Genomic DNA, 23098 nt, shown 5'->3' on the forward strand with positions numbered 1-23098 from the left:
GCACATCAAATTGCAAAATAGTAATTAGTATCTCACTGCTATATATTTTGTCTATTCACTACTTTTTTTAGCATAGTGTTTACGTGCTTTTGTTCTGTTCCCACAAACTTCCATTGAGCACCACTTTCGTCTTCCGCTTGTATCAACGAATAATGCGTAACATGTATTGGACTTGCATTTTTTTATTTTAGGAAACAGTCCATTATGATGGGCCGTAAGCATATCATAAGCGATAAGTGAAATGAGTCCTTCAGTCCCGCCTTTACTTGGTGTAGGTCTGAACTCTTTGTCGAAAAAAAGAGGTGCTTTCTCAGTGTTAGATGCCAAGCTTTCTAAAAATTTCGATTGTGTTTCGGGTTCTAAAAAGAAAGATCTACACTGCTCACGAAATAATTGTATTTTTTTTATATCAATGGGAGATTCGTTTATTTTCTCCAATTGTTCGGAATTCAACAAGCCTTTTTCTTTCATTAACGATAGCCAAGTATCCATTAAACCTTCTTCTTCGAGAAAATCTGTAAAAACATTATTTCTTCCATTAATAGTGTTAAGTATATTGATGAATAAATAATCGGATACATAAGAATATCTGGTTTCTAAATTATTGATCATTTAAAAAATCTCCTTTAAGTTGATTGGTTGACTTTAATAATACCATACTGTACTGTTAATAAATAACCACTTGAATTGATTTTAATGGTTATAAGTTGAAAGGAGATAATGTGTCTAATTAGAGTTTAACAGATATAACATTTGTAGATGAACAAAAGAGGACATAGTTATCCATAGACTTAGAGAACTTTGGTATGGACCTTGTAAAATGATTCCACCTGTATCAAAAGATAGAATAATATCTACGGCTAAGAAAATAGTTATGAACAAAGTAGAAATAGGCAATACTTATAGAATGAACAAACAAACTAACATGAATAGGAGAAAATAAAATGGCTAAAAAAATCGAAAGAATTACAGCAACTTCAAAAGGGATGCAAACAATAGCTGATTCCAAAGGGCATCAGATCATCATTGATGAACCTAAACAAATGGGCGGAAAAGATGAAGGAGCTAATCCACTGGGGTCATTTCTAGCTTCCCTAGCAGGATGCGAGAATGCTATAGCTAATATGGCAGCAGCCGAAATGGATTTTGATCTTCAAGGTATAGAATTTGATATAAGAGCAGAAATGAATCCAGAAGGCATGATGGGTAATAAAGATGTTCGTCCCTACTTCCAATCAGTTAAAATAAATGCTCGCGTGAAAACAAGCGAATCTGAAGAGCGTCTCAATGAATTACAAAGAACAGTTGATTCAAGATGTCCAATATTCACATCATTAGAAGCTGCCGATGTCGAAATGATCCCAAATTGGACAAAAGAATAAAAACGAAGCATATTTAACACAACGTATTCGAAATGAACATATTATATAAGGAGCTGAAGAGATGATAAAAACGGTATTGTTCGATATGAACGAGACGCTGTTGGATTTGAGCGTATTAAAAGAAAATTTCGATAAATATTTTGAAGATAAATATGTTCTTAAGTACTGGTTTTCTAAGCTTCTTCATTCGTCTACTGTTATAGGCGGTATGGATGACTATACTGATTTTGGAAAACTTGCAGAAGCAGCGTTGGAGAGTGTCTTTTTAGAGAGCGACAAGGAACTGACTGATGAAATCAAAACAGATATTCTAGGATCGTTCAGAAAACTTCCTGCACACGACGATGTAGCTGAAGCTCTTAAAGTATTGAGAGACCATGATATTAAAGTTATTTCAGTCACTAATTCTTCTTATGAAATGGTTGAGGAACAGTTGAATAATTCTGGCCTCATCGATTTATTTGACGCTTATTATTCTGTAGACTCAGTAGAAAGATATAAGCCCTTTAAAGATATTTATCATTATGTGCTAAAAGAAGAAAAAATTAATGCAGCCGAGACGGTCATGGTCGCTGCTCATGATTGGGATCTGTTCGGTGCTAAAAAAGCTGGACTTAATACAGCCTTCATTAAACGCAAAAAAGATCAATATAACCCTTACTATTTGAAGCCAGATATCTCAATCAGTAACTTAGTGGAATTAGTCCAAGAAATTGTGCGTTTCAACTGATTGATCACAGACTGATCGCTTTAAAAACTCCTCAAAAAACTTTTGAAGAAATTCGTTAAAAATAAAAAAATATAGTATCAGAAACAACTTTAAAAACATGTCAAGAACCCTACTCCAATAGGGTTCTTTTTATACCCTTATCTAATACAGTATAATGTACAAGCATTACGAACGTTAAAAAACGGGATATCATCTATGTAAATGCATCAATAAAAAAGCTGGCTTCGATATCGTACCGAAGCCAGCTTTTTAGATGTTTTTGTCCTCAAAATAATTCTGTACAATCGGACGGAATCGCTCGATTTTGTATCTCCCGCAAGACTTACGTGTACAATGGGAAACGTTTGGTTAATTCACGATCGGATTTTTCGATACGAATGCCGCTTGTTTAACGTTCAGTCCAAAATCAGTCACATAAGTGATTGTCTGTAAAACCACTGATCAAGCGTCCAGCTGATTGTCCAAGCACTTCAGCCATCGCTTTTTTAGTCTGAGTCTAGTTCATTCGTGATCACTTTTATTTTTTTGGTAGAAATACATCTTGAGTATACTACGAAAAACTTCTTTATTAGACTACCTTGAGTTGACACCCGGTTTAAATCTAAAGTTCATATATATATGCTTCGAAAGGTCTCAAATTAGCTCCTAATCTAGAATTTTCATAATTAGAAATGATTAATTTCTCTTGGATGTCATTGTCCACTTGTGGAATGAATAACTCTTTTTCAAATTCAGTAATATTGGCTACAACGATCCATTTTTTTCCTTTTAATTCTCTAAAATAAACAAAAACATCTTCGTCCTCTATGAAAAGCATTTTATATGTCCCTTCTGCCAAAATGTCTTCTTCATGACGTAAACGAATTAAGTTTTTATAATAATAGTAAATCGATTTCTTATTTGCCAAATCATTTTTTACATTTATTTCTTTGTATCTTGGATTAACATTAAACCATGGATTTCCTTTAGTAAAACCTGCGTTTAAACTATTGTCCCATTGCATCGGTGTTCTTGCGTTATCTCTTCCAACTTGATAAACAGCTTTCATAAATTCTTTATGCGAAATTGATTTGTTTTTATTGACTAATTCTTCGTAATTATTTTTTATTTCAATATCGTTATATTGATCTATGGGCAATTTAATGTTTGTCATTCCAATTTCTTCTCCTTGAAAAATGTAAGGAGTTCCTTTCAACCCATGCAGTATTGTAGCAAAGGCTGTAGCACATTCATATCGGTATGTTGTATCATTACCCCACCTAGATATAACTCTAGGTTTATCATGGTTCTCAAAATATAATGCATTCCAACCATATCCATCTAAAGAGATTTGCCAGTCGTTAAGTACTTTCTTAAGATTGGACAATTTAAAAGATTCGAGTTCCCATTTTCCATTAGGATTATTTTGTTTTGCATCTATCTCCATATGTTCAAAGGTAAAAATCATATCAAGTTCTTTTCTTTTTGAATCCACATAGTCACAAGCGAATTTTGCCGTTGAATCTTGTGCTTCTCCAACAGTCATTAAGCCATAGGGCTCCAAAACTTGTTCATGCATTTCTTGTAAAAATTCATGAACACGTGGTCCGTTGCTGTGCATGAAACCAACAACAGGTTGAGAAGAATTAGTTTGATAATCAGGATAATCTGTATATTTCGAAATTTCCGTAATAACATCCAAGCGCCATCCATCAATCCCTTTCTCTGCCCAATAACGCATAATATCATAAATCGAATTTCTCACTTTTGGATTTTCCCAATTAAGATCAGGTTGTTCTTTTGCATAATAATGGAGGTAATACTGTTGTCTTTCTTTGCAGTACTCCCATGCACTTCCTTTAAAGCGAGATCCCCAATTATTTGGTGCACTTCCATCTGGTTTTGAATCCTTCCAAATGTAATAATCGCTGTAAGCGTTATTTTTCGACTTCTTACTCTCTTGGAACCAGCGATGTTGGTCGGAAGTATGATTGGCGACTAAATCCATAATTACTTTTATCTCTCTTTTATGGGCTTCTTTGATTAGTTTTTCTATGTCTTCGTTTGAACCAAAAACAGAGTCTATCTGTCGATAATCCGCAATATCATATCCGTTGTCTTTCATAGGGGATTGATAAACGGGGCTTATCCAAAGACCATCGACACCAAGGTTTTTAATATAATCCAATTTGCTAATAATCCCTGGTATATCTCCAATTCCATCATTATTGGAGTCTTTAAAACTTTTCGGATAAACTTGATAAATAACTGCTTTTTTCCACCAGTCGTTACTTATTGTCATTATTCTACTCCCTTTGTTTTCTTAATTTCCAATAATCCATTTTAATAGTACTCGTTCCACCTATAGACTCAACAAACAAATATTTTTGGTCTTCACCAGGAAAAATCCGGCTAGATGCAACATTCTCGCCATCATTCACAAACACTTCTATTGAACTTTTATCCACAAAAATACGCATCCTTATTTTATTGGAAATATTCTGAGCTATTTTTCGGGTGGTCCCGTATTCAGTGCCGAAAGGTTTGCCTGAATTGCTTCTGTCTAAAATGATATCTTTGTCAACAGGGTTAACGAATACTACTGTTTTCTTTTTCATTTTTTCATCTGAACGAAGAGACAATTGTATACTTTTAGCATTTTCTATTTCTATTGTTAAATCAATTTCAAAAACAGAACCTGTTTCATACTTAAACACTTTATCTTTTTCTATTTTTTCTTGGGTTTTTCTATGCCCACAACGTAACTTTTGCAACTCTTTGATTGGAGTCTGCAGTAGTTCATTATTTTTTAAAGAAAGTTCTCTAGGAATGGTTAAACAGCCGCAGTACCCGAATGCTTCTGTTGGGTATTCTATTTCTGGCATCCCCATCCATGCGCTTAATATTCTTCTTCCATCATTCGTATCCATCGTTTGAGTTGCATAAAAATCAAAACCTGAATCAAGTTCTTGAAAACTTTCATGATTAAAAGTCAAATTTTCCAAATCCAGTGTTTCTCCTACCAAGTACCCCGATTGATAAATGTTTTGGTATTGAGCACCTTGAGCCTTTAAGCCCTGTGGAGAAAATAGTAAAACCCCTTGTCCTTGTAGTTTAAAGTAATCCGGACATTCCCACATATAGCCGAATTCAGGATAGTCCGTTCTTATTTCTCCAGCTAATTCCCATTCAACTGCATCTTTTGATTTTAAAATAACGGATGCACCAGTTTTATTTTCCCTCTGTATGCCTACAACAGCATAATAGGTATTATTTTCTTTCCATATTTTAGGATCACGGAAATGATCGGTATAGCCATCTATTAAGCCAGTGAATCCCGGTATTCTAGACTTTTGGATTTTTCCATTTTTGTCCATAATAGCAATCATTTGGTAAGGTGTTCTAATCCCTTTATTATCTCTAGTATTTCCAGTATAGAAAATAAGAAGCTTGTCCTCGTCGACCATGGCACTGCCTGAATAAGGTCCATGACTATCAAACTTTGTATCTGGCTCTAGTCCAACACCTACAGAAATCCAATGAACCATGTCTTTTGACTCTAGATGATACCACCCTTGATACCATCTTTCTGGCTCTTTTAAATATCTAAGAGGGGACCATTGATAAAACATATGGTATTTTCCGTTGTAATAGCTAAATCCATTAGGGTCATTCAAATAACCGCTATTAGGTTCAATATGAAAAGATTGTAGATATGGACTGTTTTTTGTTTTTTCTTCAGCCTGTTGGATTATTTCTTCTGGGATTTCATGATATTTTCTATATTTTATGTTGCTTTTCTTCATTGCCATAACCACCAATATATTATAATTATCTTTTATTTCTATTCATTAGCCTAATAAGTTAAATCTCATTTCTAACAATACAACCATTCTCCACCATATCTATTCGGTTTTTAATTTTTTCGCTCTGACTTTATTAGTAGCTTTACTGAAGTTACTCTCTTTTGCAGAAAAAGATTCTCTGGAAATTAATTTTCCATATAACACCGTTAATATTATTCCACCGCTTATAGCAATTAAATGAACAATCAAATAATTTAGATAGCCATTATTTTCACTTGAAGCGATTGCAAATCCAGGAATCCCAGTTGTCCCATACGCTAAAGAAGTCAGTTCACTAATATATATATATCCACCTGCGATAGCTGATGCAATACAGCCGGCAACAAACGGATATTTATTTCTTAACGTTACCCCAAAAATTGCCGGTTCTGAAATTCCAAACAGAGTTGATATAAAAGCTGGTATAGTTAATTCTCTGACTTTCTCGTTTTTCCAATTTAATAATAAATAACCTAGAACAGCTCCTCCTTGTGAAGCTACAGCTACTGAAGCTAATGGGTTAATAAAATTAGTACCAGTGTCTACAATGAGTTGGCTCTCAATGGCACCAAATAAATGGTGTAAACCAGTGATAACAATAATTTGCTGAACTCCTGCGAATAGCATAAAGCCAAATATACCGAGGTTTAGAGTTGCCCATAATAATCCACTAGTTATTCCATCAGCTAAAATCCTTCCAACAGGACCTACCACTGTAAATAATAGGAACGATGCAATAAAAACAGTTAGCATAGGCGATACCAATAACTTAATGCTGTTATGTATTTTTCTTTCAAAGTAGTTATCTAATTTTGCTACTACATAACCCATCATTAATGCAATAATAATCCCACCTTGAAATCCTATCAAGCCTATGTTAAGTCCAAAAACATTGATAACATCTGGAGAGACAGCTCCCTGCGCTACTGCATATGCATCAGCTAGATTATTATTTAACATAACTGATCCAATCACTAATCCTAAAATAGGTCTACCACCATATCTTTTAGTTGAAGAATACACAACAATTAAAGGAAGCATACCAAAGACACTTGAAGAAACAATACCGATGAATCTATTTATTCCAGCTAAACCAGGATACATCTCAACGATTGACTGTTCCCCAAAAAGTCCTTGTTGTCCTAGTAAACCTGACAATCCCATTAGCAAAGCTGCAGCTAAAATAGCAGGCATAATATCTATAAAAACATCTGATAGAGACTTAAGAGCTTGTTGGAACGGATTTTGCTTTTTAGAAGACTTTTCTTTCACATCAGATAAAGACATATTTTCCATTTTTGTCCGTTTTGAGAATACCTCATAAATGTCATTAACTAGTCCTGAACCAAAAATAATTTGAAGCTGGTCTCCAGCTACAAATATCCCTTTTACTAAATCAATGTTGTCTATAGCCTCTATGTCAACTTGATCATTATTTTTAAGAACAATCCTCAATCTTGTTGCACAATGAGCAACTCCTTGTATGTTTTCCTCTCCTCCAATATTTTTTATAATTTCTTCAGAAATATTTAGATACTGTTCTTCCTTTTTCATCCTTATCTTCCTTCCAGTTTGGAATTTTATTATCGATAAAACTATTGTTTATTTTTTTGATCCCTTTATTTATACTTTTATCTTACTGTGTTTTAGACTACAATTAAATAGACAAATGTAGACAACAACAAAGTTAATGTTGTTAGAAAAGGAGAACCACAATGAATTTTTTGTTTAATAATCACCATGAGAACAAGCATCTATATTTATATTCTGGAGGATATGAATCTACTGTGAAAGGGCATATTTATGGACCCACTGTAAGAAGTGGTTATATGTTGCATTATGTCCATTCAGGAAGTGGTATATTTACAAGCAATAATAAAAAATATCATTTAAAAGAAGGTGATTTTTTTTTCATTGAACCTAATAAAATTATAAAATATGAAGCGAGCGAAAATACTCCCTGGGCATTTTATTGGATTGGTTTTAGGGGTGACTTAGTTGATGATTACTCGAAAAGAACTTCGATTTCAAGTAGTAATCCAGTTTTCGATATTAAAAAAGCACTTATGATTAAAAACATTTTAAGTGAGATAGTGGAAATCACTTTAATAAAAGAAGACAATGACTTACTTTTAAATGTAAAACTGTTAGAAATCCTTTATCATCTTAGTGTACTTTTTCCAAACAAAGAAGAAAAAAATAAACAAAGTAAAAAAAGCACTTTATTTACACAAGCCTTACAATATATACGCAACAACTTTGAATCAAATATCGGAATATCTGAAGTAGCCAATTCATTAGCTATTGACCGCACTTATTTACATCGATTATTTAAACAAGAATTAGGAATTAGCCCTAAAGAATACTTGACTAAAGTACGAATTAGTAAAGCTCAAGATCTTCTTGTTAACACGAATCATCCTATTATGATAATCGCACAATCAGTTGGTTACGACGATGCTCAGCAATTTTCAAAAATATTCAAACAAAATGTACAGATGACTCCTACTCAATATAGACAATCATTATAAAAGTAAACAGATTATGAATCGTCTGACGTGGACGATCAATGTAGGTGGTTTTTTTCAAAACAGAAACATTTTGATGGCAATAATTTCCCGCCATATCGAGTTCATCGATGATAATATGGATTTAGGTCATTCGCTATCACGCCTATTTTTTCTATGTTAGGAATACATCTTGAGTATGCTGAGAATGATTTTTTATTTGACTGGATTAATTGGGCCGCCGTCGTAATAAAATACATTCAATCAAATAAAATTGTGTATCTCTTTTGTAAAATGAGATACCATTTCGATGACCTATTATGTACAACTATTAAGAATGGGGCGCAGAGTGAAAGTATTATCATTATTTTTGAGACGCAATAAAAAGGCCAAAAAAGACGTGTTTTTATTTTTAATCGGTATTAACTGTTTGTGTACGTCCGATAAGATCCAAGACTACACAAAAGACTCGAATTTAAAGGTTTTAAATACTCGAACAGTGAATTTATCTATGAGAAAATATGCCAATAAAAAAAGCTTGCTTCGATATCGTACCGAAGCAAGCTTTTTAGATGTTTTTGTCTTCAAAATAATTCTGTACAATCGGACGGAACCGCTCGTTTTTGTATCTCCCGCAAGACTTACGTGTACAATGGGAAACGTTTGGTTAATTCACGAACGGATTTTTTGATTTCTGCTAATTTCTCTTCATCATCTTTAGCTTTCAGTGTAGCTATGATCAATTCGGCAACTTTTCTGCATTCTTCTTCTTTAAATCCTCGAGTAGTGATTGCCGGTGTCCCTATACGAATACCGCTTGTTTTGAATGGGCTTAATGTTTCAAAGGGTATGGTATTTTTATTTACTGTAATGCCCACCTTGTCCAGTAGGGCTTCTGCTTGTTTTCCGTTCAGTCCAAAATCAGTCACTTCCATCAATAATAAGTGATTGTCTGTCCCACCACTGATCAAGCGTCCATCTGATTGTCCAAGCACTTCAGCCATCGCTTTGGCATTGGCAATGATTTGTTTGGCATACCCTTTAAATCCAGGTTGTAAGGCTTCTTTGAATGCAACTGCTTTTGCAGCAATGACATGCTCAAGTGGCCCCCCTTGTGTTCCTGGGAATATTGCACTGTTCAATCTCTTTCCATATTTTTCTTTCGCTAAAATCAGACCGCCTCTTGGTCCACGTAAAGTCTTATGCGTGGTACTGGTGACGACGTCTGCGTAAGGAATAGGAGAGGGATGTTCACCTGCAGCAATCAAGCCGGCAATATGCGCCATATCGACCATTAAAATAGCCCCTACTTCATCAGCGATCTCACGGAACTTCGCAAAATCAATGGATCTTGGATAAGCACTGTATCCTGCAATGATCATTTTCGGTTTATGCTCTAAAGTAAGTTCTCTAACTTGGTCAAAATCGATTGTTTCCGTTTCTTTGTCAACCTTATAGGGTACGACGTTATAGAGTTTCCCACTAAAATTCACTGGAGAGCCGTGTGTCAAGTGTCCTCCATGGCTAAGGTCCATCCCCATATATGTATCACCGGGTTCTAAGAAGGTCTGAAACACAGCCGTATTTGCCTGAGAACCAGAGTGTGCCTGAACATTCGCATACTCAGCACCAAACAGTTCTTTGGCACGGTCAATTGCCAGGTTCTCCACGACATCAACGAATTCGCATCCGCCATAGTAACGCTTACCAGGATAGCCTTCTGCATATTTATTCGTCAACACACTTCCCTGTGCATCCATGACTGCTTGAGAAACAAAGTTTTCCGACGCAATTAGTTCAATATTCTCTTCCTGACGTTTTTTCTCTAACGCGATAGCCTCAAATACTTCTTGGTCATACATGGTTTCTGTCAATGTCCGTCCACTCCTTCTTATTCGATTATTCAATTGAAGTATAGCATAGCTTGGAGAAAAAAATGACTAACTTCTTTCATTTATTTGAGATCGTTTGTATTATCTTAATGACAAGTTAGTTGCTTATGGACTTTTTTGTAGATTTCAAACTCTCCCTAGTTCAAAGAGCCTACACATGTATCATTTGTACTATGATTATATATCTCAGATTATTTTGAAAACTGTTCGTTATTACTGTTATAGTAATATAACAGATATACTTTTGCATCTATTACAAACACATATTTATGAGGAGGATTCTATGTCAGTCACAATTCTGCGAGAAAGTGCTTTTTTCAGAGGATCTACACGTTTACATATTTATTTAAATGGTGAAAAAGTTGATACCATTACTTCAGGAGAAAAAAAAGAAATTGACGTCCCTGGCAACGAAGCCTTACTAAAGGTTTCTCAGTTTGGTGGTAAAAGTAATACTCTAAAAGTATATGAAGGTGATCAGATTCGTCTAAGTGTCACACCGTGGGCTCATTGGTTTTTAATGATTTTTTTAGTCCTTTTACCCGCTACAATAACCTATTTCGACAGAATCGATTCCGGGATCATTCTCATTCTTGCATTAATCATTTACTTTGGTGTTTATTCATTTTTTAAATCGTTCTCTCTAATAAAGGTTCCCTCAAGTATAAAAGAATGATAGCTATAATTAAAAGGACATGTATTCTCAAAAAAATACACGTCCTTTTTCACTGCTTATATTTATTATGGCTACATGATCATACTTTAACGTTATTTAAAAATTCTTCCTTCACCTGGTGCAGTTTCTCTGAGTCTGTAATCAAGTCCAATGCTGTATAGGTTAAGCCGGCAATCGTCTTTTCCATCGCTTCATACGCTTCTTCAGTCAGGGTGCACTCTCTGAATTCTGTTGTGTGACCCGATACTGATTTTCCATTGGTGATTTCAAAATATGGATTGATCGCCGGGACGACCTGGCTGACATTCCCCATGTCCATCGACCCCATCGACTCGCGTGGTTCTGTAACCATCTCTACACCTAACGAGTGCATATTGTCATTATATAAAGCAGACAGTGTTTCATTGGTGATGAGGTTTTTGTAACTAGCCTCGTAATGACTCCATTCCATTTTACAGTCAGCCGCTAAAGCACCTGCTTCAGCACAGCGGATCACTTTTTCTCTCAACTCATTCAAATACGGCATATCCATGGCGCGAACATAGAATTCAGCTCGCGTGTAATCAGGTATGATATTGGCCGCCTCGCCGCCTTCTTTGATCACACCGTGTACACGTGCAGTCGGACGAAGCTGTTGTCTCAAGGTACTGACACTGTTAAAGAAATTGATACAGGCCTCCAGTGCATTCTTCCCTTCAAAAGGTGTAGCGGCCGCATGAGCTGTCTTGCCGTAGAAACGAAATTCGATTGCCTCCATCGCCATCGATTTCCCGCTCGCATAATTCTTGTCAGACGGATGCGTACAAAAGGCCACATCGACATCGTCGAATGTATCGGCATCTGCCATGGTGACTTTATCCCCATTCGTTTCTTCAGCCGGTGTGCCTAGAACGATAACGGTCCCGCCAACTTCATCCACCAGTTTCGACAAGACGATGCCGGCTCCCGTATCTGTTGCCCCGAGGATATTATGTCCGCACCCGTGACCGATTCCCGGTAATGCATCGTATTCTGATAGGTACGCCAGTGTCGGTCCGGCTTTTCCACCTTTATAAACGGCTTTAAAAGCGGTGCTGATACCTAAGTAGGGGTACTCCACTTCAAATCCGTGTTTTTCCAAAAGATCTACATGCGCTTTTGAAGATTTCACCTCTTCGTGACCCAATTCCGGATGCTCATAAATGTATTCACTTAATTCCTGCAGTTCTGGACGCAATTCATCGATCAGCGTCTCGATCCGGTCTCCCCATTGTTTCGTCATTCTTGATCTCCCCCTAGTTAATTTTAACTTTTATTGTAGTCTTAAACACTGATAGAAACAACGAGAATCACAAATGGTCAGGAGAACATTGCAGTCCCTGATTTTTACTAATCTGTGCTTATCTGGCTGACTTGCCCGCAATGACATCGATTTCCACTAATGCGCCAGCTGGTAGTGCCGCAACTTCATACGCAATGCGTGCCGGATAAGGTTCTTTGAAGAATTCTGAGTAGACGGCATTCATTTCCTGGAAGTTCCCGATGTCACTCAACAGGACCGTCGCTTTCAGTACATCTGACAGATCCAAGCCTTCTTCAGCCAAAATATATTCGATATTTTTGAGAGATTGTCTCGTCTGTTCTTTCGTAGTTGTTGCAGTGATTTTTCCAGCTTCCGCATCAATAGGCAGCTGTCCGGAAACATATACTGTGTCCCCAAAGGTGATGGCTTGAGAGTACGGTCCGATTGCTGCTGGTGCTTTTGCTGATTTCACTACCTGTTTTTCTGATTTAGTCATATGATTTGCTCCTTTATAATTAGTTATTTTAGGTTTTACTTAGTTATATTTAGTTATACATGCGTTAAGCTTGTATATACGCATGACTGCCGGTGGAGGTTTTCTCAACGATAATATGTGACGGTATACGGGTTTTCAGTTCCTCCACGTGCGAAATGATTCCCACCAGTCGGCCGCGTTCATGCAGGTCCAGTAAGGTTTCGATCGCCATGTCCAACGAATCCGAGTCGAGCGTTCCAAACCCTTCATCCACAAAGAGCGTGTCGACGCTCACGCCGCCGTTTTGGCTTTGTATGACATCACTGAGCCCCAAAGCCAAGGCCAACGAAGCTTTGAAGGTTTCGCCACCGGACAGCGTGTTGACACCCCGAGTTTTGCCAGTGTAATGATCAAAGACATCGATGTCCAGACCTTGAGGACCGGCCCCTTTGGCTTTCTCGATTTTCCGGTGTAATTCATAGCGGTTATTCGTCATGGTTGAAATACGCATATTGGCCGCGTCCAGAATTTCCTCAAAGTAAATGCCTAAAACAAACCGTTCAAAAGAAATGTAGTCCGTCTCTTTTGCGCCACTTGCCAAGCGAGACAGTTCTCCATACAGCTGATAGTCTGCTTCGATGTGTTCGCTCTGTGCCTGGTACTGCTTGATGGTGTCTCGTGCGCCCTGATTCTGACTGGTCAAGCGGACATGCTCATCCCGTTTCTGTTCCCACTCAGGTAGAGATTCTTCGATTTCGGATAATGCTTGTTCATGCTCTGCTTTTGTCAACATATCATCGGCTTTTGCGAGAAAGTCAGTGACTTCTTTGACACGGTCTTGGTGTATGGCTCTCACTTCACCATACGTCTGGATAGCTTCTTTCATTTCTGAAACAAGTTTGTCCTCTAATACATAAGTGGCAAAGTTTTCTCCAAGTTCACTTGCTTCCAGTCTTTCTTTGAAGGTTTGTGCCAGTTTTTCTTCTTTTTTACCGAGCTCACTGACTCGTTTTTCCGTCAAGTTCAATTCTGTTTCGGTAGAAGACAGGGTATTTTTAAGCATATTACGTTTTTCCCGCGTGATCTTCTCCATTTTTTCGGTCTCTTTTATGGCTTTTTCTTTTGTCAGTAAGAGACTTGTCACTTGCTCTTTTGACTCGAAGGTCAGCGTTTCTTTCAGCTCAGCTGTTTCCTCACTGATTTCTTTTCGTCGTGCCTCTATCGCCTCGATTTTAGAACCGTTTTTAGATAACACTTCGGAAACGTCACGTTCTTGTGTCTGTAAATCATCGAATTGTTTAGTCTGAGAACTTTCCTGTTTCACGAGGTTTTCTTTCTTTTCGATCTCTGCTTTTAATGTATCTACGTTTACTTTCATTTCATTCACTTTTTGTGCCACTGCATCCTTCTCAGCTGATGCCTCTTCCGGTAAGACGCCTAGCGCTTCACATCGCTCAGACACTTGCTCATAAAGGTGTTCCGACTGACTCACCAGCCGGTTATACTCCGATTCAACAGCTTCTTTTGTCTTCTCTAAAGCATCCACCTGTTCTTTTGTGACATCCTCTGCTTGTGCATGTGCTTTCTGGGGATGCTCGGTCGACCCGCAGACTGGACACGGTTCGCCCGCTTCCAGATCGCCTGCCAGTACGACAGATAACTGACCGAAGTAAGTGGATTTAGCCAGCTGCCATTCATTTATAGCCTGGCCGAGGTCGCGTTCTGATTCCCTGAATGCTTTCTTCAGTTCGATCCCTTGGTCCCGCCACTGACAAACTTCTGTGAGTGCTTTTAATCGGTGGTTTAAGTCAGACTGTTCTTCTTTGGCCGCACTCAACACTTTATAATCTTCAGTCAATCGTTCTCTCGTCTGACTGATCTGCGTTAATGTGACTTTCAATTCTTTCAATTGGGCCTTTAATCCGGCTTGTTGGTTGGACAAGCGTTCATTTTCTGACTCGGTCAATTTTTCCTGTTTAGTCAAGTCAGCGAGACGCGTTTCCTGTTCTTTGATCGTTTCAAATCGTTTCAATTCTTCGTTATAACCCTGAATTTCTTTCCTTGCATCATCCAGCTTGTCATATTCTTTTAAAATGGCCTGATAGCTTTCATCCAGCTCGTTGAGTTCTTCCTGTAAAATCTGCTGTTTTTCCGTCAAACGGATAACGGCCTGCTGATTCTCTTCTTTTTCAGTTCGTGTTTCATCTCGATTGGCCTGAGCCTGAACCAGTATTTGCGCTTTTTGGTGCTGGTCTAGCTGCTCTTTATACTGAGACACCTTTTCTGCCTTCACGTCCAGCTCCTGTTTCTCTTTTGCCAGCGTTTCTTTTTTATTTAACATTTCAATCATATTAGTGTGTTTGACTTTCTTATCCTGTAAAAGAGACAGTTCAGTTTTCGCTTTCCCTAACGCTTCTGCTTCCGCGTGAATCAGCTGTTCCAGTTCACTCAACACCGTCTGCACGTCGAACTGTTCGATCGCTTTTTCCAGCGGTTCATTCTCGTCCCTGCTGATGCGTTTAAAGGCTTCCTGCAGAGCGAGTACATAACCTTTACGTTCATCGGCCAATACTTTTGCCTTCACTTTCAGTTCGTCCTGAAAGCGTTCGTAAATACCTGTCTGAAAGATATTTCGGAATATCTTTTCTTTTTCACCACTGTTGGATTCCAGCATTTTCTTGAAAGCCCCTTGCGGCAGCATCACGATCTGACGGAACTGGTCATACGTTAACCCGATCAGTGTTTCAATTTCCTGATTCGCTTCTGCAATTTTCGTGGTCACACTTTTTCCATTATGGAATTCGACATTCGATTTGATCTGTCTGGGTTTAGCTCGTCTGCCGGGGCCCATCTGTTCAGGTTCCCTACGGACAGTATAGATCGTTTTACCTAATTGAAATTCCAGTTCAACATAGCACAAGTCACTATCGGTCGCGTGGTCTGATTTGAACGAGTCTTTCCCGCGCGCATCACCACTGGCCGAATCGAACAGGGCGTAAGCGATGGCATCAAAAATCGTTGTTTTACCGGCTCCGGTTGGTCCGCTCACCAAAAAGAGAGAAGACTGGGTGAACTCAGTGAAATCTATTTCCACTTTATTTTTATACGGCCCGAAGGCATTCATCACTAATTTTAACGGACGCATCTACTTCTCTCCTTTCAGAGCCTGATCCCATGTTTGATGGATGGCTTCCTTCTGATTGTCATCCAGGGGGTTCGCCTTGTATTCAGCATAAAAATCACCGAACAGCTCGAACAGATTGCGTTTTTCAATGGCTTCCTGCTTCGTTACCTGACTGGATTCGCGACTTTCTTTCTGACTGGTATATTCCAATCCCATCGCGTAAGGGTAACGGCGACGCAGCTGGTTCATCGCATCCATCACATAGTTTCTGTCTTCCAGTTCAAAGAAAATGTAATCCTCTGATTCGTTTTGCATCAGTTCTTCGAACGAGCCTTTTAGTACCTGCATATCTCGTTCCGGTTTGATCTCGATCATTTCAATGTCACATTTTTCTTTATCAATATCTATAAGGACATGCTGTTTTTTATGACGGGTTTCCGATTTTGAATATTTCAGCGGTGACCCGCTGTACCTGACACGGTCTGTCTTGACCTTCTGTGCCTTATGCAAATGCCCGAGTGCCACGTAATCAAACGCATCGAACAGATTGACATCCACGTATTCAGCGGTCCCGATACTCAACGGGCGTTCAGAATCAGATGCTTCGACCGAGTCTTTCACGCCGTTCACGATATACCCATGGGCAATCAGGATATTCACTTCATCTGGATTCATGGTCGCTTTGATTGATTCGATCTGCGCACCCGTCGCATCCTGTAGGTCTTTGATCTCTTCATTTTCAAGAATCTGTCTGATCGTGACGTGATCAGCGAATGGCAGCAAATAAAAGTTCACGCCATCGATTGTCACTTTTCTCACGTCTTTTTTAACGGTTCCTTCAATATATAATTGACTCCCAGCCAGCAGTTCAGCGCCGTATTCCAATCGTTCATTACTGTCGTGGTTCCCGGCGATCGCTAGGACCGGAATGCCTGCTTCCTGAATGAGTCGGTTGAAAATAGCGGTAGCCAAGACCACGGCTTCTTTGGGAGGAATCGCACGGTCATACAAATCCCCCGCCATGATCAGAACATCCACATCCAGTTCTTTCACTTTTTCAACCAAAGCATGTAACACCACTGCCTGATCTTCAATCATTGAAAACTCATTGACGATTTTTCCGATATGCCAGTCTGCCGTATGTAAGATCCTCATGTTTTTCCTCCCGTATTTTCTTAATAGGTCCAGTATATCAAAATAGTCTCCTGATGTAATGGGGGTAGAAAACAATCGCTGTGCGATTGTTACCTTTTTTACTATTGCATGACCTTTGGCTACTTTCTGCTCCTGCGAAGGACACGCTTTGTGCTTTTGCGTGACCTTCGGCTACTTTCTACTCCTATGAAGGGCACGCTTTGTGCTTTTGCGTGACCTTCGGCTACTTTCTGCTCCTGCGAAGGGCACGCTTTGTGCTATTGCGTTACCTTCGGCTACTTTCAGTTACCGTGAAGGGCACGCTTTGCGCTATTGCGTGACCTTCGGCTGCTCTCAGTTTCTGTGAAGGGCACGCTTTGTGCTATTGCATGACCTTCAGCTGCTTTCTATTTCTGTGAAGGGCACGCTTTGTGCTTTTGCGTGACCTTCGGCTACTTTCTGCTCCTGCGAAGGGCACGCTTTGTGCTATTGCGTGACCTTCAGCTGCTTTCTATTTCTGTGAAGGGCACGCTTTGTGCTATTGCGTGACCTTCGGCTACTTTCTACTCCTATGAAGGGCACGCTTTGTGCTTTTGCGTGACCTTCGGCTACTTTCAGTTACCGTGAAGGGCACGCTTTGCGCTATTGCGTGACCTTCGGCTGCTCTCAGTTTCTGTGAAGGGCACGCTTTGTGCTATTGCATGACCTTCAGCTGCTTTCTATTTCTGTGAAGGGCACGCTTTGTGCTTTTGCGTGACCTTCAACTGCTCTCTATTTCTGCGAAGGGCACGCTTTGTGCTATTGCGTGACCTTCGGCTACTCTCAGTTACCGTGAAGGGCACGCTTTTTCATATCACTCATCTATCTTCCTGTAAAATTGACTCAAGTTAGCAAAAGCCCTACTCTGATTGATACTACTTCTACTTTCTTATACTAAAAAAACGCATATCGAAATATGCGTTTAATCCGTATTTAAAATGGCCAGGAAGGGAGTTGAACCCTCACGAGCGTTACGCTCACCAGATTCTGAGTCTGGCGTGTCTACCATTCCACCACCTAGCCGGAACATCCATAAGTATAGCACAATAAGCAGGTCTTGTTAATACATATATCAAATAACCTACACTATCTAAAAAAGAGACCCCCAAAGGGAAGCCTCTTCACTCATACCTTTTATTCAACATCAAAGAAAACTTCACTCCCAAAGCCTTCATGCCATTTAATAAGAAATTCTTCATCTATTGGTGCAATGGCTGATTGTCTTCCCGATGCGCTCCCACCGTGATATAAATCAATATAGCCGAACTCATCATCAATGGTGGTATAATACCCGTCCGGTGACTCTGCACCACTTGCGGACACACTTGATATTATAGGTAATGGGTTATAAGCAACATCCTCATGGCCTTCAACCAATGTTGCTTCAACGTCAAAAATCAGCCATTGATACCCTTCCGGGGCTTCTTCGACAAATGAATTTTCTTCAAGCAACATTTCGTAGGCATCGTCCCCTGAAATGATGTTGCTTAGTGTGACTTCAAGTACCCCGTCTTGAGTTTCAAAGTCTTCGTCATCATAATCGATTATTCTGACATCGATTTGTGCCGTCTCACCCAAAGGAACCGGGTTGCTGCGTTTGCCCAAACTCGTTGTCGGCTCTTCTTCAAGCTCTTCCTCTGTTTCCTCTTCTGCTTCTTCTTCCGTGTTTTCAGTGACTGGATCGTCCTCTGCATCGTCAACGGAACCCTCTTCTTCACAGGCAGCAAGTAATCCCAAGGTTGCTGTAATTAATAATAGTTTATGCCATTTCACCATTATTTTCCCTCCTTTAGTTTTTCCAAAATAGAGCCACTAAAACAGTTCATCAATGCTTTCATAGACAGTAAAGTAACCAACGTTTTTGATAGCGCTTCCATTAAATTGTAAGGAAAGTTCCGCATGCACCTGTTGCTTATGTAACACCATTTTAACTTATTACAAAAATGTAGTCAAAGATTACGAAGTTGTTACGACATCTGCAAGAGAAGCTTTAGCATCAGCATTTATTGTCGTTCTCAAACTATTTCAGATCCAATAACAAAGAAGAAAACCACAATAGACCATATTGTGGTTTTCTTCTTTGTTATTGGAATTTCATAATGTACGATAGTATTTATTCATAGACACTTGCATGAGCAAGAATGCAATCTTCAATTACTAAAATGATTTAAAGCTAAACAACGACTAAAGATTAGCCTTTTGATCGTCTCAAATGATCCACGATCTCTTTTCCGTTTTCGTCCCACTGGATCATACGATAGTAGGCATCGTGGTAGAAAATAAATTTGTAGTTGTCCTGGTATGCCTGTTTCATCCACTTCACTTTAGCGTAGACGGAATCCATCGGGTAATCGTCGTACGCCATGACCCATAATGGATTTTGATGTGCGGATGACGCCATGATATCCGCCATGTGCATCACCGTTTCTCCGTCTTGTGTCAGCTTGACGACCGCATGACCGTTGCTGTGCCCTCCGGTATGATACATGTTGATCCCCGGAACGACTTCCAGTTCTTTCTCAAACGTTACGACCTGGTCCTGGATGGCTTCCCAATTCTGTCTCCAGTAAGTACTTCTAGACCGGATATTCGGGTGTCTGACTTCTTCCCATTCCGTTTCAGCCATATAGATCACAGCGTTGGGATACGTAGACACCAATTCGCCGTTATCATAACGCGTCAGTCCGCTGGCATGGTCAAAATGCATGTGGGTCATGAGAATCACATCAATGTCGTTCATAGACAAGCCCAGTTCGTTCAAGTTTCCTTCTATGCGAGACTCTTCCTGAACGCCAAAGTTACGTTTTTGTTTCTCGGTAAGTTTGTCTATTCCGATACCTGTATCGATCAAGAGATTTTTTCCCTGATACTGAATGAGAATCGGTTCTGTCGCATGGGTGATCTGATTCTTTTCGTTCGCTGGATACTTCTTGTTCCATAAAGGTTTCGGTACCACGCCAAATATCGCTCCGCCATCAAATGAGACAACACCACCATCCAACCAATACAGTGTCATGTCATGAAACGTTAATGTATCCAAGTTTATTCCTCCAATATATGCTGATTATTTACAAAAACACTTTAAAATATCAAGTTTTATAGCATTAAAACTGAATTTTTCATTACTAGAATCCTTTAATTTATACACTTATCTGCCGATTATCATTTTTTATGTAAAAAGGAATAGAAGCTGAATCGGATACTTCTATTCCTTATATTAGAATTAGAGATCCGTATTATGCAGCTACAAATATTAATACAAGCGACACGGCTAATAGTATCATGATGACAACTGCTATCAATGACCAGAAGTTTAGCTTACGCACTAGAGCTGCATCCACTCCGCCTTCCATTGCTTGACTCGCCAGATAAATGCCCAATGGAAAAGCCAGGATGGTTAATCCCATCCCCCATCCTAAGAATAGACAGACCCATGATAAAATATGATACAGCTTAGCATTTTCAGACATCATAAATCACTCCTTTTATATTTCTTTTCATGACAGCATTTTCTTCAACTAAAAAATGTTTAATACCCACCAGTCAACTCTTTGTCGGTATTCTGTAGATTGATGAATTAAACGGAACACCTTTTGTTGATGTGTACACCAAGTTTGACCTGACGTAATTTCATAGTCAAAAATTCCCCGTTTAGATCAAAATCAAAAAAAGAGTCTTTAGCTTACAAAGAGCTCATATTATTTACTTAATAATTTTTCATCTCTTGAATGCCTTCTTCAAGGATTTCAAGTTGACGGATGGTTTCATCGTCTTTGACGACTTTTTCCTTGCCGTTCACGATCGATTCATAAACGCCTTCATAGATAAGACTGTAGTTGCCCACTTCTGAAACGACTTTTTCTTCATGATACTGACCCGCGTCATCCATATAGTAAAGGGTTCCGTAATGTTCCGGTAAATCAAGGCCGAAGTCAGCGTTAGTCGGCATATAGAACAACTTCAGATGTTCTTCCTGGCGGTCTTTTGTTTCTTTGACAAACGTCCCTTTTTTACCGTACACGACAAAACTTGGGCGTCCCTTCAAACGGAAATAACTGGATTTCACCGAGACTTTGAGATTATTGGCATAGTTCAAATCCAAGTCAAAGTAATCGTTCATGCGCCCTTCGCCTAAGAGCTGTCTGACGTCATAATGAATGTCCAGCGGATCGCCAAAGTAAGACAATACCTGATCAACCGTATGACACGCATGGGTATATAAAAAGCTTTCAAAGCGCTCGAATCCTTTTGCGTTTTCCGGCACTTCTGGACGGAAGTAATCGAAATGCATTTCCGCTTCAACAATATCTCCTAACACACCACTTTCGATGACTTTTTGAACAGTCAGAAAGTCGGAATCGAAACGGCGATTTTGGAAACATTGTAGAAAGAGATTCTTTTCTTCAGCTAATACAAAGAGCTCTCTGGCTTCTTCAGATGTTTCAGCAAATGGTTTTTCAACGAGTGCATGTTTCCCATTCATCAGCGCTTCTTTGGCTAATTTATAATGACTTTGTGGGGGAGTACAGATAACGACTAAATCGATTTCTGAATCATTCCAAATGTCCTTTACATCTTTTACGTATGTAGCTCCTGGAACTTCATCCCACATCTCATTGTGACCCGAACGGGCTTGAATGGTCTTTATAGTTATTTCTTCTACTTGACTGGAAAAAGGAATATGATAACGGTTCGTACTCTTCCCGTCTCCGATATAAGCGATGTTTAACATGATTTAACCTCCAGTGATTTGGTGGTGCAGATTTAAGGTATGCATTCATTAATCAAATGATTGATATGATGATATAATATCTAGTTTCTACTTCTTATTGTATCTGTTCGTACACCCACTAGTAAACAGTATTAGTCTAATCTATTGTAGAATTCCATGAAAATTACTCTAGTTGATTAAAGTATATTTACCAGGAGCAGATTATGAATCGTATTGACAAGTAAATACTTACCTTGCTACACTTCATTCAAACACACATTTGAATGAGAGGTGTCCTTCGATGTCTTTAGATGTTTGCAACTGCACGATTATCCACGTTGAAAAAGTTGAAAAAATAAAAGAAAACCTCAAAGATAAAGATTTCTCAGACATCCAGATATTGAGTAAATGTCTGGCCGACTCGTCACGCATTAAAATGCTTTACGCACTGATGACTTTTAAAGAAATGTGTGTCTGTGATTTGGCAGCTGTACTTGGTGCGAGTGACGCTGCAGCCTCCCATCATTTACGCTACCTGAAGCAAAACGGAATGCTTCAGTCTAGAAGAGACGGGAAAGTTGTCTATTACTCGCTTCTAGATGAGAAAGTGTCCGCTGTCATACGTTCTTTATCGGAACTGGCTGAGAACGCGACATTAGAATCTTAATTGGAGGAACGTTTCATGATACAAACCATTTTTTCGGCCATAGCCGTTTATATTTCCACCAGCATTGATTATTTATTTATTTTGCTGATCATTTTTTCTCAAAGTCACACCAAAAAAGGCATCACCCATATCTATTGGGGCCAGTATCTCGGTACGGGCATTTTAGTGGCCGTAAGTTTGTTTGCCGCCTATGTCTTGAATTTGATCCCTCAAGATTGGATCATTGGCTTCCTTGGACTTGTTCCCATTTACTTGGGGATCCGGGCGGCTCTAAACGGAGAAGACGAAGAGAATGAGGAAGAAGTCGTCGAAAAAATTAGCTCTCGAGAATCCAATCGTTTATTTTGGACTGTAGCATTGATCACGATTGCTTCAGGTGGCGACAACTTAGGGATTTACATTCCATACTTTGCTTCTCTTTCTACTTCAGAAATAATCATTGCCTTAGCCGTATTTATTCCATCTGTTTCACTTCTCTGCTACATCAGTTACCGACTGGCAAAGATATCTTTTGTGTCTGAGACATTAGAAAGATATGAACGATTAATTGTTCCTATCGTATTCATCGGTCTGGGATTTTTTATCATGCTGGAAAACGGTACTATCCAGACCCTCTTCTATCTGATCAACTAAATTCAAACTAAAGAAGGCCACT

The 23098-nt window shown here is 39.0% G+C and carries 19 protein-coding genes and 1 tRNA gene; 6 read left to right on the forward strand and 14 right to left on the reverse strand.

Annotated features, from left to right (window positions below; genetic code table 11):
• Positions 1–51: 51 nt before the first annotated feature.
• Positions 52–612 carry a CGNR zinc finger domain-containing protein gene (locus ACO1PF_RS04960; RefSeq protein ID WP_423190222.1) on the reverse strand — a complete coding sequence of 187 codons (561 nt, stop codon included), beginning with the start codon at positions 610–612 and terminating at the stop codon, positions 52–54.
• Between the two features lie 332 nt (positions 613–944).
• On the opposite strand from ACO1PF_RS04960, the gene ACO1PF_RS04965 reads away from it, so the two are divergent.
• Positions 945–1382, forward strand: a complete 438-nt coding sequence (locus tag ACO1PF_RS04965) for an OsmC family protein (RefSeq protein ID WP_423190223.1) — start codon at positions 945–947, stop codon at positions 1380–1382.
• Positions 1383–1443: 61 nt separating this feature from the next.
• Complete coding sequence (locus tag ACO1PF_RS04970; protein WP_423190224.1) at positions 1444–2112, forward strand: haloacid dehalogenase type II; 669 nt, start codon at positions 1444–1446, stop codon at positions 2110–2112.
• A 601-nt stretch (positions 2113–2713) separates the two neighbouring features.
• On the opposite strand, the gene ACO1PF_RS04975 is transcribed toward ACO1PF_RS04970, so the two are convergent.
• From ACO1PF_RS04975 to ACO1PF_RS04985, 3 genes are all read right to left on the reverse strand, one after another.
• Positions 2714–4393, reverse strand: coding sequence for a glycoside hydrolase family 13 protein (locus ACO1PF_RS04975; protein ID WP_423190225.1), 1680 nt, complete (start codon positions 4391–4393; stop codon positions 2714–2716).
• 4 nt (positions 4394–4397) lie between these two features.
• Complete coding sequence (locus tag ACO1PF_RS04980) at positions 4398–5897, reverse strand: glycoside hydrolase family 32 protein (RefSeq protein WP_423190226.1); 1500 nt, start codon at positions 5895–5897, stop codon at positions 4398–4400.
• Between the two features lie 99 nt (positions 5898–5996).
• On the reverse strand, positions 5997–7490 hold the full coding sequence (locus ACO1PF_RS04985; RefSeq protein ID WP_423190227.1) for a PTS transporter subunit EIIC: 1494 nt from the start codon (positions 7488–7490) through the stop codon (positions 5997–5999).
• Between the two features lie 161 nt (positions 7491–7651).
• Here ACO1PF_RS04985 and ACO1PF_RS04990 point away from each other — a divergent pair, with 161 nt between their 5' ends.
• Positions 7652–8467, forward strand: coding sequence for an AraC family transcriptional regulator (locus tag ACO1PF_RS04990; protein ID WP_423190228.1), 816 nt, complete (start codon positions 7652–7654; stop codon positions 8465–8467).
• A 617-nt stretch (positions 8468–9084) separates the two neighbouring features.
• Here ACO1PF_RS04990 and glyA read toward each other — a convergent pair.
• Positions 9085–10305: a serine hydroxymethyltransferase gene (glyA, locus tag ACO1PF_RS04995; protein ID WP_423190505.1), complete on the reverse strand. Its 1221-nt coding sequence runs from the start codon at positions 10303–10305 to the stop codon at positions 9085–9087.
• A 313-nt stretch (positions 10306–10618) separates the two neighbouring features.
• Between glyA and ACO1PF_RS05000 the strand changes: the two genes are divergently transcribed.
• Positions 10619–11011, forward strand: coding sequence for a hypothetical protein (locus ACO1PF_RS05000; protein ID WP_423190229.1), 393 nt, complete (start codon positions 10619–10621; stop codon positions 11009–11011).
• Between the two features lie 79 nt (positions 11012–11090).
• Here the strand turns inward: ACO1PF_RS05000 and ACO1PF_RS05005 are convergent, their stop codons facing one another.
• The 9 genes from ACO1PF_RS05005 to ACO1PF_RS05045 all read right to left on the reverse strand — a co-directional run bounded on the left by ACO1PF_RS05005 (position 11091) and on the right by ACO1PF_RS05045 (position 21797).
• On the reverse strand, positions 11091–12272 hold the full coding sequence (locus tag ACO1PF_RS05005) for a M20 family metallopeptidase (RefSeq protein ID WP_423190230.1): 1182 nt from the start codon (positions 12270–12272) through the stop codon (positions 11091–11093).
• Positions 12273–12390: 118 nt separating this feature from the next.
• Positions 12391–12789: a RidA family protein gene (locus tag ACO1PF_RS05010; RefSeq protein ID WP_423190231.1), complete on the reverse strand. Its 399-nt coding sequence runs from the start codon at positions 12787–12789 to the stop codon at positions 12391–12393.
• 64 nt (positions 12790–12853) lie between these two features.
• Positions 12854–15913 (reverse strand): AAA family ATPase, encoded by a 3060-nt coding sequence (locus ACO1PF_RS05015; protein WP_423190232.1) that lies wholly within the window; start codon positions 15911–15913, stop codon positions 12854–12856.
• Complete coding sequence (locus ACO1PF_RS05020; RefSeq protein WP_423190233.1) at positions 15914–17047, reverse strand: exonuclease SbcCD subunit D; 1134 nt, start codon at positions 17045–17047, stop codon at positions 15914–15916.
• Between the two features lie 957 nt (positions 17048–18004).
• A tRNA-Leu gene (locus ACO1PF_RS05025) sits at positions 18005–18088 on the reverse strand.
• A gap of 111 nt (positions 18089–18199) precedes the next feature.
• Positions 18200–18841 carry a hypothetical protein gene (locus ACO1PF_RS05030; protein ID WP_423190234.1) on the reverse strand — a complete coding sequence of 214 codons (642 nt, stop codon included), beginning with the start codon at positions 18839–18841 and terminating at the stop codon, positions 18200–18202.
• 415 nt (positions 18842–19256) lie between these two features.
• A complete protein-coding gene (locus ACO1PF_RS05035; RefSeq protein ID WP_423190235.1) occupies positions 19257–20105 on the reverse strand; it encodes a YtnP family quorum-quenching lactonase in 849 nt (282 codons plus the stop codon).
• 196 nt (positions 20106–20301) lie between these two features.
• Positions 20302–20538, reverse strand: coding sequence for a hypothetical protein (locus ACO1PF_RS05040; protein WP_423190236.1), 237 nt, complete (start codon positions 20536–20538; stop codon positions 20302–20304).
• Between the two features lie 233 nt (positions 20539–20771).
• Positions 20772–21797: a Gfo/Idh/MocA family oxidoreductase gene (locus ACO1PF_RS05045; protein ID WP_423190237.1), complete on the reverse strand. Its 1026-nt coding sequence runs from the start codon at positions 21795–21797 to the stop codon at positions 20772–20774.
• A gap of 280 nt (positions 21798–22077) precedes the next feature.
• Between ACO1PF_RS05045 and ACO1PF_RS05050 the strand changes: the two genes are divergently transcribed.
• Positions 22078–22443 (forward strand): ArsR/SmtB family transcription factor, encoded by a 366-nt coding sequence (locus tag ACO1PF_RS05050; RefSeq protein ID WP_423190238.1) that lies wholly within the window; start codon positions 22078–22080, stop codon positions 22441–22443.
• 15 nt (positions 22444–22458) lie between these two features.
• On the forward strand, positions 22459–23076 hold the full coding sequence (locus tag ACO1PF_RS05055; protein WP_423190239.1) for a CadD family cadmium resistance transporter: 618 nt from the start codon (positions 22459–22461) through the stop codon (positions 23074–23076).
• Positions 23077–23098 lie beyond the last annotated feature (22 nt).

It is taken from the genome of Alkalibacterium sp. f15 (genome assembly GCF_049389645.1).
In the GTDB taxonomy this organism is placed as follows: Bacteria; Bacillota; Bacilli; order Lactobacillales; family Carnobacteriaceae_A; genus Alkalibacterium.